The sequence below is a fragment of the Chryseobacterium proteolyticum genome (assembly GCF_046591535.1).
In the GTDB taxonomy this organism is placed as follows: domain Bacteria; phylum Bacteroidota; class Bacteroidia; order Flavobacteriales; family Weeksellaceae; genus Chryseobacterium; species Chryseobacterium proteolyticum.
This window is the reverse complement of the sequence record NZ_JBJLWK010000001.1, coordinates 1049364-1067236: the sequence shown is the minus strand read 5'-3', so window position 1 is coordinate 1067236 and position 17873 is coordinate 1049364. Positions and strand designations below refer to the sequence as shown.

General features: G+C 34.5%; 18 protein-coding genes. 10 read left to right on the top strand and 8 right to left on the bottom strand.

Annotated elements, in window-relative coordinates:
- The first annotated feature begins 8 nt into the window (after positions 1-8).
- Together zwf and pgl are read left to right on the top strand one after the other, a co-directional pair.
- The gene (zwf, locus tag ACJ5H0_RS04960) at positions 9-1490 is read left to right on the top strand and encodes a glucose-6-phosphate dehydrogenase (RefSeq protein ID WP_172278766.1); all 1482 of its coding nucleotides are present in this window, start codon (positions 9-11) and stop codon (positions 1488-1490) included.
- A 25-nt stretch (positions 1491-1515) separates the two neighbouring features.
- A complete protein-coding gene (gene pgl / locus ACJ5H0_RS04955; RefSeq protein WP_411247758.1) occupies positions 1516-2226 on the top strand; it encodes a 6-phosphogluconolactonase in 711 nt (236 codons plus the stop codon).
- Between the two features lie 308 nt (positions 2227-2534).
- On the opposite strand, the gene ACJ5H0_RS04950 is transcribed toward pgl, so the two are convergent.
- Together ACJ5H0_RS04950 and ACJ5H0_RS04945 are read right to left on the bottom strand one after the other, a co-directional pair.
- Positions 2535-2858 carry a helix-turn-helix domain-containing protein gene (locus tag ACJ5H0_RS04950; RefSeq protein ID WP_411247754.1) on the bottom strand — a complete coding sequence of 108 codons (324 nt, stop codon included), beginning with the start codon at positions 2856-2858 and terminating at the stop codon, positions 2535-2537.
- Positions 2859-2865: 7 nt separating this feature from the next.
- On the bottom strand, positions 2866-3567 hold the full coding sequence (locus ACJ5H0_RS04945) for a hypothetical protein (protein WP_411247752.1): 702 nt from the start codon (positions 3565-3567) through the stop codon (positions 2866-2868).
- A gap of 208 nt (positions 3568-3775) precedes the next feature.
- On the opposite strand from ACJ5H0_RS04945, the gene ACJ5H0_RS04940 reads away from it, so the two are divergent.
- The 6 genes from ACJ5H0_RS04940 to ACJ5H0_RS04915 all read left to right on the top strand — a co-directional run bounded on the left by ACJ5H0_RS04940 (position 3776) and on the right by ACJ5H0_RS04915 (position 9766).
- Positions 3776-4567 carry a hypothetical protein gene (locus tag ACJ5H0_RS04940; RefSeq protein WP_273648288.1) on the top strand — a complete coding sequence of 264 codons (792 nt, stop codon included), beginning with the start codon at positions 3776-3778 and terminating at the stop codon, positions 4565-4567.
- A gap of 199 nt (positions 4568-4766) precedes the next feature.
- The gene (locus ACJ5H0_RS04935; RefSeq protein WP_411247749.1) at positions 4767-5528 is read left to right on the top strand and encodes a M20 metallopeptidase family protein; all 762 of its coding nucleotides are present in this window, start codon (positions 4767-4769) and stop codon (positions 5526-5528) included.
- Entirely contained in the window at positions 5512-5886 is a 375-nt protein-coding gene (locus ACJ5H0_RS04930; RefSeq protein ID WP_411247746.1) for a hypothetical protein, read from the top strand. Before ACJ5H0_RS04935 ends, ACJ5H0_RS04930 begins: the two co-directional genes overlap by 17 nt.
- On the top strand, positions 5846-6070 hold the full coding sequence (locus tag ACJ5H0_RS04925) for a M20/M25/M40 family metallo-hydrolase (RefSeq protein ID WP_411247743.1): 225 nt from the start codon (positions 5846-5848) through the stop codon (positions 6068-6070). The genes ACJ5H0_RS04930 and ACJ5H0_RS04925 overlap by 41 nt, the downstream gene beginning before the upstream one ends.
- Positions 6071-7284: 1214 nt before the next feature.
- Complete coding sequence (locus ACJ5H0_RS04920; RefSeq protein WP_411247739.1) at positions 7285-8946, top strand: FAD-binding dehydrogenase; 1662 nt, start codon at positions 7285-7287, stop codon at positions 8944-8946.
- A 16-nt stretch (positions 8947-8962) separates the two neighbouring features.
- Positions 8963-9766: an SDR family oxidoreductase gene (locus ACJ5H0_RS04915; protein WP_411247737.1), complete on the top strand. Its 804-nt coding sequence runs from the start codon at positions 8963-8965 to the stop codon at positions 9764-9766.
- A gap of 278 nt (positions 9767-10044) precedes the next feature.
- On the opposite strand, the gene ACJ5H0_RS04910 is transcribed toward ACJ5H0_RS04915, so the two are convergent.
- Positions 10045-10569, bottom strand: coding sequence for an SRPBCC family protein (locus ACJ5H0_RS04910; RefSeq protein WP_411247735.1), 525 nt, complete (start codon positions 10567-10569; stop codon positions 10045-10047).
- Between the two features lie 727 nt (positions 10570-11296).
- On the opposite strand from ACJ5H0_RS04910, the gene ACJ5H0_RS04905 reads away from it, so the two are divergent.
- The gene (locus ACJ5H0_RS04905) at positions 11297-11890 is read left to right on the top strand and encodes a hypothetical protein (RefSeq protein WP_411247733.1); all 594 of its coding nucleotides are present in this window, start codon (positions 11297-11299) and stop codon (positions 11888-11890) included.
- On the top strand, positions 11841-12842 hold the full coding sequence (locus ACJ5H0_RS04900) for a transcriptional regulator (RefSeq protein WP_411247731.1): 1002 nt from the start codon (positions 11841-11843) through the stop codon (positions 12840-12842). Before ACJ5H0_RS04905 ends, ACJ5H0_RS04900 begins: the two co-directional genes overlap by 50 nt.
- 325 nt (positions 12843-13167) lie before the next feature.
- Here ACJ5H0_RS04900 and ACJ5H0_RS04895 read toward each other — a convergent pair whose 3' ends face one another.
- The 5 genes from ACJ5H0_RS04895 to ACJ5H0_RS04875 form a co-directional block, all read right to left on the bottom strand.
- Positions 13168-13569: a hypothetical protein gene (locus tag ACJ5H0_RS04895; protein ID WP_172278750.1), complete on the bottom strand. Its 402-nt coding sequence runs from the start codon at positions 13567-13569 to the stop codon at positions 13168-13170.
- A gap of 56 nt (positions 13570-13625) precedes the next feature.
- Positions 13626-14360 (bottom strand): LytR/AlgR family response regulator transcription factor, encoded by a 735-nt coding sequence (locus ACJ5H0_RS04890; RefSeq protein ID WP_411247729.1) that lies wholly within the window; start codon positions 14358-14360, stop codon positions 13626-13628.
- Positions 14361-14363: 3 nt separating this feature from the next.
- Complete coding sequence (locus tag ACJ5H0_RS04885; protein ID WP_411247727.1) at positions 14364-15422, bottom strand: sensor histidine kinase; 1059 nt, start codon at positions 15420-15422, stop codon at positions 14364-14366.
- A 232-nt stretch (positions 15423-15654) separates the two neighbouring features.
- Positions 15655-16860 carry an MFS transporter gene (locus tag ACJ5H0_RS04880; protein ID WP_273648278.1) on the bottom strand — a complete coding sequence of 402 codons (1206 nt, stop codon included), beginning with the start codon at positions 16858-16860 and terminating at the stop codon, positions 15655-15657.
- A 92-nt stretch (positions 16861-16952) separates the two neighbouring features.
- The gene (locus ACJ5H0_RS04875) at positions 16953-17867 is read right to left on the bottom strand and encodes a helix-turn-helix domain-containing protein (RefSeq protein WP_411247722.1); all 915 of its coding nucleotides are present in this window, start codon (positions 17865-17867) and stop codon (positions 16953-16955) included.
- Positions 17868-17873: the final 6 nt, after the last annotated feature.

Genomic DNA, 17873 nt, shown 5'->3' with positions numbered 1-17873 from the left:
TCGGAAAAATGAATGAAAATAAAATCTTGCAGCCAACAACCATTATAATTTTTGGTGCTACAGGAGACCTGGCAAAAAGAAAACTTTTTCCGGCTTTTTATAACTTGTATATCGATGGCAGAATGCCAAAAGGCTTTAACATTGTTGCACTAGGAAGAGCAGACAATACTGATGAATATTTCAGGAGCTATATTAAAGAAAATCTGGAGCGTTTTTCCAGAAAAAAAGTGACTTCTGAGGACTGGGCAGGCTTTCAGGCACATATTACCTACTTTCAGCATCAGCTGGATGAAGAAAGTTCATACCTGTCGTTGTATGAGAAGCTGGAGGCTTTTGATAAAGTGTATGGTGTACGGGCCAACAGATTGTTTTACTTATCAATCGGGCCTAATTTCATAGCTACCATTTCAAACCATATTAAAAATACAGCTTTAGCTGGTGATGCTAAAAAAGACCGAATCATTATCGAAAAACCTTTTGGCTATAATAAACAATCGGCAATAGAGCTCAATAGTCTTCTTGCACAGACATTTGAAGAAGAACAGATCTATCGTATCGATCATTATTTAGGAAAAGAAACCGTTCAGAATATATTGGCATTCAGATTTGGGAATTCTATTTTTGAACCTTTATGGGATCATAAATATATAGAATCTGTGCAGATCACTGTTGCCGAAGAAGTGGGGGTAGAGACGCGGGGAGCTTTCTATGAGCAAACCGGAGCATTACGGGATATGGTTCAGAACCATTTGTTGCAAATCCTTTGTATGGTTGCTATGGAACCGCCTGCATCGCTTGAATCCGGGGAGATTAGGGACCGGAAAGTAGATGTTCTGAAAGCAATCCGTAGAATTTCTCCGGACCAGGTCGATCATTATGCGGTGAGGGGCCAATATGGAAAGAATATTATAGACGGTGTAGAAATAAAGGGATACCGCCAGGAAGATGGGATTGCTAAGGATTCCAACACAGAGACTTTTGCGGCTGTAAAATTCTACCTTGATAATGAAAGGTGGCAGAATGTTCCTTTTTATGTCCGTACCGGGAAAAAAATGAAAGAAAAGCATTCTTATATTACGATCCAGTTTAAACCTTTGCCACATTCCACATTCTCGGATAGTCCCCATCTTTTATCAGCAAACAGGCTCATCATCAATATTCAGCCGCTGATGGATATCAGACTTCAGTTTATGACCAAAAAACCAGGGCTTTCGCTGGTCCTAAAACCGGTAGAAATGATCTTTGATAACTTTGTCTGTCAGGAAGATACCCCGGAAGCCTACGAAACTTTATTATTGGATGCGCTTATCGGGGACCTTACCTTATTTATGCGTTCCGATCAGGTAGAAGAAGCCTGGGATGTAGTTACTACTATACAGGAAGCGTGGGAAAATAATAAAGATGCCTCTTTCCCTAATTATAAAGCGGGGAGCTGGGGACCGGATGACAGTATTTCATTGGTTGAAAGACAGGGGCATAGCTGGGTGTAGCAAGTATTAATTTAAAAAGAAAAAAATGAATATTACGATATTTGAAGATCTGGATAAGCTGTATGAAAAAGCAGCAAATACCTTTGTTGATCTTTCAAAAAAATCAATAGAGAAAAACGATAAATTTGTTGTCGCGCTAAGCGGAGGCTCTTCTCCTAAGGCTATTTTCAACTTGCTGGCAACTCCCGGATATGCAGAAAAGATTGAGTGGAATAAAGTGTATTTCTTTTGGGTTGATGAACGATGGGTTCCTTTAGATGATGACAAAAGCAATGCTAAAATGACTTTTGAAGCCCTTCTCAGTAAGATTCCGGTTAACAAAGACCAGGTTTTTCCGATGTATAAGGAAGGTATAGCACCTGAAGAGTATGCTAAAGAATATGAACAACAGATCCGAAAAGTTCTTGGGCCGGACGGTATTTTCGACTTCATTCTTTTAGGAATGGGAGATGACGGACATACGGCTTCTTTATTTCCGGGAGAAAATGTTTTGGATGAAAAAGAAAAGTGGGTATCCGCTTACTATCTGAAACCTCAGGAAATGTTCAGAATTACTTTAACGGCACCATTGATCAATAAAGCAGATAACATACTGGTTGTTGCATTTGGGGAGTCTAAAAGACATGCGCTGAATGAGATAATCAATGGAGAATATAATCCCAAATTATATCCGATGCAGCTTATTGAGAAAAAGGCAGGTTTTCAGTTTTTCACAGATGAAAAAGCAGGAGGTTAAAATCTGAGCTATTTCAACTTATTTTAATCAGAAAATAGAACTTCGCGTCACTGAGCGCTAATTTTTTCAATACTTTATAAAAGTATTCAAAGATTGAAAATTGAATATATTGAGCGTCTAGATCTATAATGGATCTGGACGTTTTATTTTTAAATTGTATGTGGTTTTAGTGCCTTAGATCCTAATATTGAGAAGTTATTTTATCTAATCTTTGTGTGATTTCTCTGGATTTTTCACAAAGAAATATTGATTTTTTTTTGAAAAATATTTTAAATAATATTATCTGAAAAATTAATTGTAAAAAGTTTTCATGCATCATTACAAATCAAAATTTCCTTGCTGTTAATATATTCCTGAGGAGTCATTTTAAATTTAGACTTAAAGACTCTGTTGAAAGTTGACCTGTTATAAAAGCCTATAGTAAGATATATTTCCTCCATTGAAAATTCTTCATTTTTGTCTTCAAGGGAAGCAATAAAAGCATTTAATCTAAACTCGTTCAGATAGGTTTTAAAATTATTTTTTGTGTAATTATTGATGGTTGTAGAAACGTATTGGGTATTGGAATTCACATCACGTGCTAATTGCTTGAGACTATATTCCGGATTTTTCCATGGTTTTTCAGTTTGCATTAACAGCTCAATTTTTTTTAAATAATTTTTCATAAATAGTGATTGAAAGCTCATCCTCAGAATATTTATTCTTAAACAATCTCATTTTTTTCTGTTTCTCCAGTAAGAAGAAACCTTCTACGCTTATATTATTTTCCATTAAGAAAATGTAGACAGATTTCAATCTAAGAATTTGAATTGCATAGTATAAACAAACAGTAAAGATGATAAATGCCCAGACAATCATATAAGTATTGGAAACTTCATAGTAAAGAATATCATTGATATTTATATTGTCTTTTATAAAATAATAGTTAAATATAATACTTAATGGAAGACCTGTAAGTAAAATGGCCGATATATAAACTGTTTTCTTTACGTTGTAAAATAATAGCAATGCAATAGGAAATATAAAGACATATACAATAATACTTGGAAAATTCTGATAATATACAATGGTCAGAAAAGTATTTAAAAGCATAAGATAAGCCAAGGTAAGTTTTCCAACTTTCTGAAAGTTATAATCCCCAGAAACTAAAGTGAAAATATAACAAGGCCCTACTGTTAAAAGTAATATTAAATCATAAAAAAGGTGTTTGGTCCCCCACAAATAGAGATCAAACAACAATGTGATGAACTGTTTCACCAATAATAAGAATATGATTTTTTTAGCGAAAGAATATTCTAATTTTTCTATTTTATTTTTTACTTCATCTGCGAGTACATGCATAACAATATATAATTATATAAAAGTGATGTTTTGATAATTTCATTGAATAATATCATGTATCATTTCCGTAGATGTAAACTTTAAAAATGGTTGATTTTAAGTGTTTTATAATTTTTACAAAATGAAACATATCTTTTTTTAAACTATTCGATTTTCAAAAATTGTGCCTATAATTTTGTAGGACATAAATTTTAAAAAAAAAATTATTATGAAAAATTACCCGATTATTAGTATCGTATTATTATTGTTTTTATTCTTTAATCCTTTATTTTTTACTGCTCAAGTTGGGATTAATACAACAACACCAAATTCGAATTCTGTGCTTGATTTAACTTCAGATAATAGAGGTTTTTTACCTCCAAGATTAGCATTATCATCTATAAATTCTCCATCTCCTTTGTCCGAACATGTGGCAGGTATGGTTGTCTACAACATTGCTAAAGTAAATGATGTGAGTCCTGGTTTATATGTCAATGATGGAGTGCAATGGGATAAAATAAATCAGCCTTCTGACGATGAGTCGGGTTCCATATTGTTAAAACAAAAATACAGAGGAAGGAATCTACAGTCTAATGGCTTTAATAAACCAACATTAAAAGTGCCTTCCATGAATTTGGAGTTCAGATTTGCAACTTATAATGGTACAACACCTGGAGCCAATAGCGATAATTCCTATACATATATTGAAGTAAGATTATTGTCAGCTCCAGTTTCAGATGTTACTTATTATGCTAGTTTATTGTGGTTTGGATCTAGCACAAATGGAAGTGTGCAGAATGTTACCTTTACTCCATCGAATTGGGATACATGGTCAAATGCTTTATCATACAATGGAAATTGGACAAGACCATGGGGATTTCAGTTTCAGATTTCTACAAAAGATGGAGTAATACCGGGAAGTAATGATTTAAAAGCGGGGTACTTTTACGGGTTTGATAGTTTTAATAATGGGGCAGGAGCCGAAAACGAAACATATGTTGTTGCATTCGAACAATACTAAGACTATCAAGAAGCGGATGAATATTTTCGTTTATAACTGATATCTGTTTCTAAAATAATTATACAGCCTGAGATTATTTTCTAGGCTGTATTTTATTAGTTGCAATTTGTGTGTAAATTGTAATGATAATATTGCAATGATTGTTTATTATATATAATAATCAACGTTAACTCTTCAAAAAACTTAGATCAATTTTACTATGAAAAAACTCCTGTTAGGCCTAATTTACCTTAGTGTTCCTGCTGTTTCTGCACAAAAACTGAAAAAGCCAGTAATATCCAACTCTAAAAAAGATTTTTTTTCCCATCAATCTATTCAGCTCGAAACCGATAAAATTTTTAATAAACTTGTTGAGATCAGAAGAGATTTTCATAGAAATCCGGAATTGGCAGGTCATGAAATTCGGACTCAGAAGATGCTAAAACAGTATTTGATTGCCTTAGGTCTTGAGGTAAAAACAGATATATATGGATATGGAGTAGTAGGAATTTTAAGAGGCGGACGAGAAGGAAAGAAAATAGCCTGGAGATCCGATATGGATGCGCTTTCAAATGATTTTCCGGATCCGCAGCCTTTCAAATCAGAAACAAAAGGTATTCAACATGGCTGTGGTCATGATGTTCATATGGCGGTCGGCTTGGGAATCGCTGAAGTTCTTGCTAAAAATAAAAAATATTTAAAAGGAACCGTTTACTTTGTATTCCAACCGGAAGAAGAAACTTTTATGGGAGCTAAAGGAATGATGAATACTAATTTATTTTCCAAAATAGCTCCTGATGAAATATATGGTCTGCACGTAACCGCTCTCCCGGTAGGAGAAATAATAGTGAAGCCGAATGAAGTATTTGCTTATCAGAAAAGAATACGAATTGAATTAAAAAAAAGAATTATCAAAAGAGGAGATAAAAAGTTTAACCGGGAAAATCCATACCTCTTTGTCCCGCATGAACGCAGGAAGTAAGCCATGGGAAATTCAGCATATAATAGATACGAATATAGGATTGATAAACCCTAATACTATTTTTAAGGATTATCGCTTCATGGACGATAAGTTGAGTGTCTATTCTAAAAATGACCACTTCTTTCTCGAAGCTTATTTGTATGAGACCAATGCGTCACGTGTTCCGGAAATAATTCCTGAAGTTAAAAGATTGGTGGAGGATATTTATAAAAGTCAGCTTATTTCAGTTTCATTTATACAAGAAAATCTTACGGTCATCAATGATGAAAAACTAACCGGCACTGCAATAAAAACCATTCGTGATATTTACGGTATCAATGCAATTTCTCCTGATTATGGACAGGTTCCTTTTTTTTAATGATGACTTTGCTTATTTTCAACAAAAAATACCGGGTGTCTATTTTCTCCTTGGAGGTTCCAACTTTGAAAAAGAAATGATTGCTATGAATCATTCTCCAAATTTTCAAGTGGATGAAGAAAGTATAAGAACAGGGGTGAAGTATTTTTCATCGCTGATTATTGAACGACTTTATAAAAACTAAGTTCTTCCACGAAACTTTTTGTAAAGTAATTCCTTTTTGAAAAGGGAACTTTAAAATTTTAAATAAAAAAAGATGTAGTTTTGAATCAAGCATCGTATAGTTTTATTAAACCCATTAGCATAGCAAAAGTAAATCTTAACTTACCGCAAGTATTCAGTCAAGACTTTTTTGATATTCAAACGAGAGATTAGAATATCATCATGAAAAGATTAGATTAAATGTAGCAACCAGGACTATATCTGAGTGCCTGAAAAAGTATTTTTTAATAATTTTCCAAGTTTTAGTTAGAGTCCAGTTAATAAATAATGAGTAATCCATATTTCATACCGATTATTCAGTGTAATCATTCTGATAATAGACATATCCTTCAAAAAATGAATTCGTAAATATCTCTCTTGGATATTGAAGAGGAAAAGCTTAACCAATATTTTTAATGAGAAAATGTAAATATTATGCTTTTTATTTCATATTATAGTGAATTAAATTAATTACATAACTATTTATTAATGGTAGATTAAAGATAATAATTTGTCACTAATTAATGAATTTTTGTAATTTAGCCGAAACTTAACCAGTAAGTAAACTGAACGAATTTGCTAAAATTTAGATTGTCGGGGGTATTTACTAATAACCAATACAAGAGGTTGTCTTAAATGACAGCCTCTTATTATTTATTATAAGTAGTCCGAAATGGGAAACAGTAGGGCGATAGACAATAAAAAAGCCTTCCGGAGAAGGCCTAAAAAAAAACACAAATGTGATTAAATCACAAGAAGTTCAAATATAATAAAAAATCCTCAACCTAAGTTGAGGATAAAAACTAATAACCATGAAACTCAAACATGAGTCACGTGCATAGTAAACGGAGCATATGAAATAATATTTTGTAAAAAATAAAGAAAATACAGGAAAACCCGTGTTTAAAGTGGTTGTGTGGTATATATTTTTTTATTCTTCTGTTTTTTTATCGAATATTTTTTGAATAATAAGGGATTTAACTATATCAAATTAAGTATTATAACAAAAGTGGTCCCATTCTTTTGTTATATTTTTTACTTCTAAATCCCAACTTTTACATCATTAAAGTCTTTTGTCATATCATATTCAAAACATAATAAAAGTGGAATAAAATTAGTAAAGCTGAAAATAATTGACGTTTTATAATGTTAAAATCTATTATCTTAGTTAATAGAATTTTGTTACACTTACCGCCAATGGACAATGAATTTCAACCAGATGCAATTATCGTAGGTTTTGGTTTGGCAGGACTTACTGCTGCTATGGAAATAACGAACACCGGAAAAAAAGTATTATTGCTCGATCAGGAGACAGAACAGAATATCGGAGGACAGGCATTCTGGTCTTTTGGTGGTCTTTTTCTGATTAATTCTCCTCAGCAGCGAAGACTAGGAATTAAGGACTCTTATGAACTGGCGAAACAGGACTGGATGGGAACAGCAGATTTTGATCGTAAAGAAGATTACTGGCCGAAACAATGGGCAGAAGCCTATCTGAATTTCGCAGCTAACGAAAAGTATGATTATATTTCTAAAATGGGAATTAAGCTGATGTTCATGGTGGGGTGGGCAGAAAGAGGAGATGGCTCCGCGGATGGGCATGGTAACTCCGTTCCTCGTTTTCATGTAAGCTGGGGCACTGGGACCGGGGTTGTAAAACCTTTTGTAGAAAAGGCTTACGAAGCAAAAGCAAAAGGGCTTCTTGAAATGAGGTTCAGGCATCGCGTTACCAGCCTTATTACAGAAAATGGTAAGGTCACAGGCATTGAAGGAGACATTCTTGAAAATGACAATAAAGAAAGAGGTGAGGCAACCAGCAGAATTGTTGTTTCACAATTCAAATACTGTGCGCCCCATATTATTATTGCTTCCGGAGGAATAGGAGCTAATCATGAACTGGTGCGCAAAAACTGGCCGCAACGATTAGGTAAAGCTCCTGAAAAAATGGTATCTGGAGTTCCTGCTTATGTAGATGGGAAAATGATAGGGATTACTGAAAATGCCGGAGCTGATATCATCAATAGGGATCGGATGTGGCACTATACGGAAGGTCTTCAAAACTGGAATCCTATTTGGCCGGATCATGGGATCAGGATATTACCGGGACCTTCATCCCTGTGGTTTGATGCGAATGGAAACAGGCTTCCAGCGCCTTTCTTACCTGGGTTTGACACATTGGGAACCCTGAAATACATACAGGATACCGGGTTTTCTTATTCGTGGTTTATTTTAACACAAAAAATCATTAAAAAAGAGTTTGCCCTTTCTGGCTCCGAGCAAAACCCTGACATTACAAATAAGGATTACAGTCTTTTTTTAAAAAGAATCTTTGGGAAAAAAGCACCAGGCCCTGTGGAAGCTTTTAAAGAACATGGAAAAGATTTTATTGTATCGGATAATCTTCAGGATCTGATTAAAAGGATGAATGAACTTTCCGGAGATCATCTTTTGGATTATGAAAAGGTAAAATCTCAGATCGAAGCCAGGGACAGAGAATTGGATAACTCGTTTTCAAAAGATACACAGGTGAATTACATAAGAAGTACCAGAAAATACCTTGGAGATAAATTGGGAAGAGTAGCCACACCACACAAGATACTGGATCCACGAAACGGACCTTTAATTGCGGTAAGGCTTAATATTCTGACAAGAAAAACGTTAGGAGGGATTAAGACCAATCTGAATGGACAGGTTTTAAGAGAAGATGATACAATAATAGAAGGACTTTATGCGGCTGGGGAGGTTGCAGGTTTCGGAGGGGGAGGAATGCATGGCTATCGAGCCCTGGAAGGAACCTTTTTAGGAGGCTGTATTTTTTCAGGAATGAAAGCCGGAAAATATATTGCCGGGCTGAAATAAGATAAAGAACAATATCATGAGCACCTACTTTGATGATAAAACAGTTTGGATCACAGGGGCTTCTTCCGGAATAGGAGAAGCATTGGTAATGGAGCTGGCTGCAAAGACTACAGCAAAAATAATTCTTTCATCCAGAAAAGAAGATCAGCTGGAAGCAGTTGCGCAAAAAGCAAAGCTGTCCAAAAATCGGTACGCGGTATTACCACTGGACCTTTACAATTATAAGAATATGGCTATTGTTGCAGCAGAGGCAGCTGGAAAATTCGGAAGTATTGATCTTCTTATTAACAATGCAGGCTTGTCTCAGCGGTCTCTGGCAATGGAAACTGATATTGAAGTTGATAAACGTCTGATAGACATAGATTATATTGGGACAGTGGCCCTTACCAAAGCAACAATTCCTTACATGATCAGGAATGGAAGAGGACAGATTGCTGTTGTTTCAAGCCTTATGGGTATTTTCGGGGCTCCGATGCGGAGTGGTTATGCGGGAGCAAAACATGCTTTGCATGGCTTTTTTGATGCTCTTCGGGCAGAATTATACAAAGAAAATATTCTGATAACTATTATTTGTCCGGGGTTTATACAAACCAATATTTCAATGAATGCCGTAACCGGAGACGGATCTTCACAGGGAACCATGGATAATGCAACCCAAAATGGTATGCCGGCTCACGTTTTTGCCAGAAAAATGCTTCGTGCGATTGAAAAGAAAAAATACCAGAAAGCGATAGGAGGCAAGGAAGTTCTGGGTGTTTTTCTTAAAAGATTTTTCCCCGCATGGCTGGCCAGGATTACCAGAAAAGCGAAAGTAGTTTAAAAAATCATAAAGGCAATTCAAATTGATCAAGAATGCATGTGAGGTAGGCTATATATCCTGTTTCATAACAGGTGAGATAAATTCTTTGTAGTAATCCAGAGTGGAAGTAGTCAGTTTTATAAAACCTCCCGGGTAAGCGAGAGGTATATAAACTGTTGAGATTATAATAACACAGGTTATTAGACTATAAAGATATAAAGATTTTAAAATTAAATGTCATTATTTTTGTTAATTATTCGTTATCTGTAGAATAATTATGGCTTTTTTTATTAAAAAAACTATTTTTCGGCTTGTATTTTTAGATTTCTTAACCATTCCTGTAAAGAATGTTCCAGATGGCTCTGGAATTTTTTATGCATCATGGTAACAAGCCACCCTTCCATACTTTCATCTACAACAACGGTCGTGTTTACACCATTCGGAACAAATGTCCAGTTGTGAATCGCAAAAGCACCGAATGCCGGACCTGACCACCCGATTTTGCGATAAGGAATTGCAGTGTGTAGGGTGGATCTGATTGTAAGACCTCCACTTTTCCAATCGAAACTGTTGCCTTTTTGAAAAGGTACCGTCATTACCGGATCCTGGATGTCTTTATTCCAGGCAGACCAATGATTAACATCACCCATGATCTGATATATCTTTTCCGGAGAAGCATGGATAGCGATATGTTGTTGGGTCTGAACAGGAGCATTTCGGTTGATATCTTCTGAAACTTTATAAGAACTGGTAAGTTCTAATATGCCAATGATCAGGAGCAGCGCTGTTAATAAAGCTAAAACACTAAAGAGAAACTTTTTCATAATGTTGTTTTTAAATATTTTGATAAACGAAGCTACCGATTTGTTGTTCGCGTTTATTGTAAGAAAACGAAATAACAGGTGCTTTTGATTTAGGGAAAAGTCGTACACTATTATTTAAATAGTCATTAAAAAAATCCGGGACCAATTGGCCCCGGATAAAAAACAGTTTAAAACTATTAACACTAATTAATGATTATCTTGAAGTTTCAAAGAATAATCAATTATAAAAAACTGACTTATTATTACTTTTTCTCATCATTTGTGTTTTTTGCTTATTATTAGAAAAACTATATATCTTCTTGAAATTTTTTGATGATCAGTAATTAAATGTATTTTTTAGCGTTTAACTGCAATTTTTTTTTCATTTGTGTTTTTTTTTAAGTTAAATTAAGAGATTGTGTTAATTTTTTTTTAAAGTGATCTTTATTGAAGTTGATCTTTTGTTGTTTTATTTTACTTTCTGATTTAAATAATTTCCTGTCACAAAACTATAATGAAAAAACTTATAAACAAACCTTAAAGCGCCTATTGTGCAGAGATGTGTTAATTTATGTATATTTGTGTAAGTGCATTTTTTTTATATGATTGATTGTGGTCATAAATGTAAATTGGTTAAATGGAAAAACATATAAATACACAAAATATACAGGGATTGAGTTGTACTGAAAAGCAGTCAGAAGTCCTGTAAAATAATTACCAATTGTATATATTTAATTAATTTAGAAACATGCTAATAAATAAAGTATTAAAAACATCCACATTCTTTATTGTTTTTTTTATTTTTTGTAGTAATACCGGGGCACAGAATAGCAGTAAAGAAATTGATAGTGTAAGCCGGTTGTTGGAAAAAAATTATATAACAGGAGATAATAATCCAGGACTCACGCTTAAGAATGCTATAGTTCTTTATTATCTATCCCGTGAAAAGAAATTTTACCCTGGGCAAGTTTATTCAATATTTGAAGAAGTTAGGATATATCAACTTAATGGTGATTTTGATGCGGCTTTGGCCAAAATTAATGAAGGTGTAGATATGGCGACAAAACAAAATGATTACAATATGATATGTCGCATTTTGTTATCTTATCATAAATTACTCTTACAGCTTGATCACCTAAGTGCTGCAAAACAAATTTTAAATAAATGTCAGGAGTATAATAAACTTGTTACTATAAAGAATGATAAGCTGGTTAATGATATACACATCACAGTGGCAAAGGCTGAGCTATTGACGATTAGTGAAAATTTTAATGAAAGTACCAAGCAAGAGGTTGTCAGACTTAAAAAAACTTGCTTATTCACAATGTCTAAAAATAGGTAATGAAAGCAGATTGAAGAAGGTAACCACAATCTGTACACTTGAGTCCCTGGCCGGTTCCCTGGCACGCTTTAAAAAAGTAGATGAAGCCAGAAAGTATATCGCTATCACAGATCAGTTTCTTGCTTCATTTCCGGACGATAGATTTATCATCCAGAATTTAATAAATAAAGGAATCGTTGAAAAAGAATCCGGGAATTATCCTGCAGCTATTAGTTATTTTTCAAGGGCTATTATGGACTCCCAAAAAGATCATAACCGATATGAGCAGTATGAGGTGTATGCCATGATGGCTGAATCATATGAAGGATTGAAAGATTATGAACAATCTACTTATTTTTCAAAAAAGTATAAACGGATCATAGATAGCGTTGATCTGGTAAAGAAAAAATCAGGGGATGTAAATTTTATTAATAAAATAAATGGTAAGGTTTCTGACAATGTAGAAGAGGTGTCATCAAAACCAACAAATATTGCTATTGGTGCAGGTGTTATTCTCTTAGCAGCTCTTTTTGGTTTCCTTTATTATAAAAAGAAACAAGGAAATAAAGAGGATAATTCTATTCAGAATAAAATACCAGATGAAGTGCCGGCAGATATCATTAACCTCGAAAAAGCTGAAACGGAAACTGTAAAGGATAACATCTCGAATGCAAAATCAGAAAATACAAAAGAACTGATACTTTTAGCTAAAGAAGATATCAATGCATTTTACATAGAGTTCCAGAAAATATATCCTAATTTTTATCCTACTCTGAAAAGTAAATACCCTGATCTGAATATTTCGGATATCAACTTCTGTACGCTTCTGAAGATGAATTTTGGAATTAAGGAAATATCTCAATATGCCAATTCTACAATCAGAGCAGCTGAAGCGAGAAGATACAGGATCAATAAAAAGATGGAGCTGAAAAATCAAAATGAGCTATATATGGTACTATCATCTATTAATTAAAGGAACAGGTCTTTGTATCAAAATCCGAAGCCACAGGTGACTTCGGATGAAAACAATCTGAATTGTTTATAGTGAAAACGACTATTTAAACGATAAGGAGAGCTTTATCATATACACGGCTGGCTCTACTGGCTTCACGTGCTTTTCATTGTTTTGCCTGGGGGACGTTTATTAATTTTCGGGCATTACTTTTCATGCAGTTTTGTTGTAAACTGTTAAATAATGTTGAACGATTAAAAAAATAAATGAAAAGCAGCTAATCTTTAGAATAAAGCCTGCGAAAGAAGCCAGAGGAGCAGCCTGATAAGAATGAAGGACATTTGGCTTATTTATACTTAATGAAAGTAGCCTGTATCTTTTTTACTTTCATGTTAGTGGTTACCGACCCACCGGTATAAGTATTGTTTTTGCTTCCTTTCTTCATGTTTCCAAAATCGCTTTTCGAACTTCCCGTAACCTCTTCTGTAAGCTTCATAATAACGCCGTCTGCACCTCGTGACTTGCCTAATTCAATCGCTTTTTGCTGCATAGCATCCATGGAACTGAAGCCTTGATTGATTTCTGTTGTCCCCATTGTTTCATGCTCTCTTTTTACATCAGCAGCATCAAAATAAACATCTACGTTTTGGGTGGCAGCATATGTTTTCCCAAAATAGGAAGGTGCACATGATGTTGCCGCTGAAAGGGCTAAAACTCCAACGGATTGGATTAATAATGATTTTCTCATTTTTTTTGATTTATAAATTGATTGTTTGTGTATATATTGGTTTATTGTCCGTAATCCTATTCCGGGCCTTCTTCTTTTTTATTGGTAATTACTTTACCCAGCATTTGATTCATAAAAGATTCGCGGTAAGTCTGCCCGATTGGTATCTGGTTTTTAGTAAATTCGAGTTGGACTAAATTTCCATGGATCATCATAATAAAAGGGATTGCAATAATGAATGATTTATGTATTCTGAGAAAATGATCACCTGGTAATTTATTTTCAAGTCCACCGATATTTAATAATGCCAGGATTTCTTCTCCATCTCTGGTATGAAAGCATACATATTTTCCTTTTCCTTCTATATATATGATATCCTGAGTTTTAATTTTTATTAGTTTTCCTTTATATTCTGTCTTAACCATGATAAAATCGTCTTCTGCATCTTTTGTAGATAAAGAAATGATTTCCTGCGCCCGTTGTACTGCCTTTAAAAACCGTGGAAAGAAAATTGGTTTAAGCAGATAATCTACAACATTATGGTCGAATCCGTCTAAAGCATACTCTCTGAAAGCGGTAGTGAGGATGACTTTATACCTGTCATTTAGTAATGGTAGAAATTCAACTCCTGACATACCCGGCATTTGAATATCGAGAAAAATGAGATCCACTTCCGTGGTATTCAAAATTTGTAAAGCTTCTGCCGGATTCATAGCAGAACCTACAAGTTTCAGAAATGGTGTTTGCTCAATATGCAATGTGAGCAATTCTATTGCGTGGGCTTCATCATCTACGACAATACAGTTAATCATGGTTTAAAGATTAATGGTTATTTCATTTAAATAATAGTTTTCATCTTCTTTAACAGCAAAGGAATGCTTATCACCGTACATGAGTTGTAAACGTTGCTTCACATTGCTTAATCCTATTCCTTTTGAGGGTTCTTTAGGACCTTTCTTCTTTTTATTGCTGACAAGGAAATAGATCTTATTTTTTGTGGCTTCCAGCTCAATGGTTACCTGGTTTTTTTCATCATTCAATTCCCCATGCTTAAAAGCGTTTTCCACCAAAGTAACCAATGCCAGAGTCGGGACATAAGATATGTAAGCTTCATCGGTTTCAATATGTTGATGATACTTTACTTTTAGCATATGATTGAACCGGATCTGATTCATTTCTATAACTTTTTTCATATGATCAATTTCCAATGCAAGAGGCACTGTTCCAAGCTCATCCCAATCATCCAGAGCATAGCTCATAATTTCTGAAAGAAGATGTACTGCATGAGCTGCCTCCGGGCTTGTTTTAAGGGTTTTTGTATAAATAAAACTTAGCGAATTGAAAATAAAATGAGGATTGATCTGATATTTTATGGCGGCAAGTTCGGCTTTTAATTTTTCTTTCTCCAGCTCTTCTTTACGTTTACGCATTTCATTGGAAGTTATTATCGTGGCAAAAAAGACGGCTATCAAAATGATAACAAGATCAAGTAATGCAGCAGTGAGAAAGAATATGTTGGGTGAAACGTAACTTGGATCTGTGGGTTTGGGGTTTTGAATCTGGAAATTCCATATGTATTCATAAATGGTCAGTATGGTAAAGAATAAAAGCCCTTGTAAAATTGCTTTCTTCCAGTTTCTGGTTTTTATTAGAGGGATCAACAACTGATAAATAAGAATATAGTATACAATGGTTCCCTTTACAACAGTATGAATAAAATTAATATAAAGCTGACTTCCTGTTCCGAATTGTTTCAGGGTGGTCTCCAATCCCTGTAGTCGGATCAGAAATAGAAATGCCGCCACACTCCACGTCGTATAGATCATCAGAATGATCATTATCTGCTTCCATTGTTTTTTGGCGAACGTTATCATGAATATACTTTATTTTGAGCTTTTTATAATTACATTTTAATTAAATAGAGAAATAAGAAATATAAGTTTCCGTATTCTCTATGAAATTACAATAATTTTATTTTGACAGTGCAATATTAACTCATATACTCTTTAGCATAAAACATTATCCACCAACAATTGTATTCCCGGCATCAACAATTTGATTCGGGGCATTTTATAATCAGCAGGTATGAAAATAAAAAAGCAGAGATCAATTCTCTGCTTTTTCTTTTTGTAAAGTGTGGTTCATGGTAAGAATGATACCCAGAAGGATTATTGCAATAATTAAATACCGCCAGGAAAGATCTTTCTGTAAACTAACAGTTCCGCTTACGGAGATAATGAAACTTGTAACCGAAGTAATAATATACACCAGTCCTCCCATCAGTCCACCGGCAGTCCCTGCATTCTTAGGGAAATAAAGCATACTTGTTGTGAAGAATGAAGTAAATAGAATCCCCGAACAGATATGAATAAAAAATGCAAAAGGAATCATGATATATAAACTTTCAGAAAAATAACTTATAATAATGAGTCCCGTAATGAGAGTTAATTGTAATATGATAGGCTGCAGTATTCTTGCTTTAAAGCCTAATGATACTCTTTTTTTACCGATAAATCCACCGATCATCCAGGAGAACCCCAGGATTAGTGTACAGTATCCGATAACAACAGGGGTGAAATGGAAAGTATTTTCGATAATAAAGGGACCCGTGATATTGAATAGCATAACAATCGAGTAGCTTAATCCTAAAATAATAATGCCCAGCATAAAAATACGGTTCCGGAGCATCATTTTATACAAGCTGATGTTTTCAGAAAAATTGAGTTTCTTTTTTTGTGGAAGACTTTCTCCACTAAAAAACCATTCAAATAGCAGTATGGCTCCGGCATAAAAAGCCAGAAAGTAAAAATTAGCATGCCAGTTGAATAATTTTTCCAGATATCCACCAAGAAAAGGAGCGAGAATCGGACCTAAGGACCAAACAATTGTAAAATAACTGAGATAATGTTTTACTTTTTCCGCGTCATAAATATCAACAAAAATTGCCCGTGTAGCGACCACCAGCACTGATACGGCTATCCCCTGAAGGATACGGAGAAGGCAAATCAGTAAAATGCTATTGGTCATGGTGATTAGAATACTTGTAATTACCAATAAAAACAATGCGATTAACTTGGGGCGATACCGGCCGATGCTATCCAAAATTCCTCCCACGAATAATTGGGAAATTCCGTAGCTCAGCAAATAGGAGGTAAGGGTAATCTGTATGTCTTTTTCAGAAACATGCATTCCTTTAGCCATTGAGGGGAAGGAGGGCAGATATATATCTGTAACAAACCCCGATAATGGAATGGATATAAAAGCCATAATGGTGATCAATCTGATCCTTTGTTCAGATGCTTCTCTCAACATAATTCATCTCTTTTTTTAATGATACAAAAATAAGCCGGGAATTTTTGATATCAATTTTAAAAGACAAAGAAAAAATTACAAAATTCAAAGAATTAAATCGCGTGCTTGAATTTGAGCGGCGAGGTATTTGAGTATTTTTTGAAGAAATTATTAAAATGAGAGGGTTGATCGAATCCCAAAGTGTAACCGATTTCAGCAATATCCCAGTTGGTGTATTTTAAAAGGTTTTTAGATTCCTCAAACATCCTTTCCTTAATAATATGTGTGGTAGTAAGCTGGGTTACGGACTTTACAGAAGAATTTAAATGATTGACGTGTACATTAAGCCGTTCGGCAAAATCTGATGCGGTTTTCAGGGCAAGCGGATAGGCAGGAGAATCTAAAGGGAACTGTTTGTTGAGCAATTCGTCAAAAAGACGGTACAGGCGTACATTTGCGGGAAGTTCATCAGGATCAACGTCTTCTACGCGGTTTTCTAGGGCAAGATGAAGGACAGATGCCAGATGACTTTTAATGCTTCCGCAGCGAAACGGATAATTTGAATTATTGAGTTTGTACATTTGTTCAAAATACACCGTTGTTAACTGAGTCTGTTCTTCTGTCAAAAATACAATAGGCATGCTCCATTCCTTAAATAATGATGTTTTCTTAAATAGCTTGAATTCCGAACTTCCGTTAAAGAATTCCTGATTGAAAAGGCAGAAGTAGCCTTCCTGAAGATCTCCATCGCACTCCCATGAATAAGGAATATTTGGAGAGGGAAAAAACAAAGCAGGACGGTCTATATACAATTCCTGTTGTCCATATTTAAAAGTTCCTTTACCGATGATGAAGCTTATTTTGTAATAATCACGACGATTGTACGGGCTTTTGAAGCTGCAGTATCTTCGCATAGAGATATTAAAGTGTGATTTCCCCAATTCAAAATCGTGAGAATCAAACATTTTTAATTGGTTTTCTCTGATATTTCTGTAATAGTCTTCAATGGTTTCCAGCCGATCGCTCATAACTTT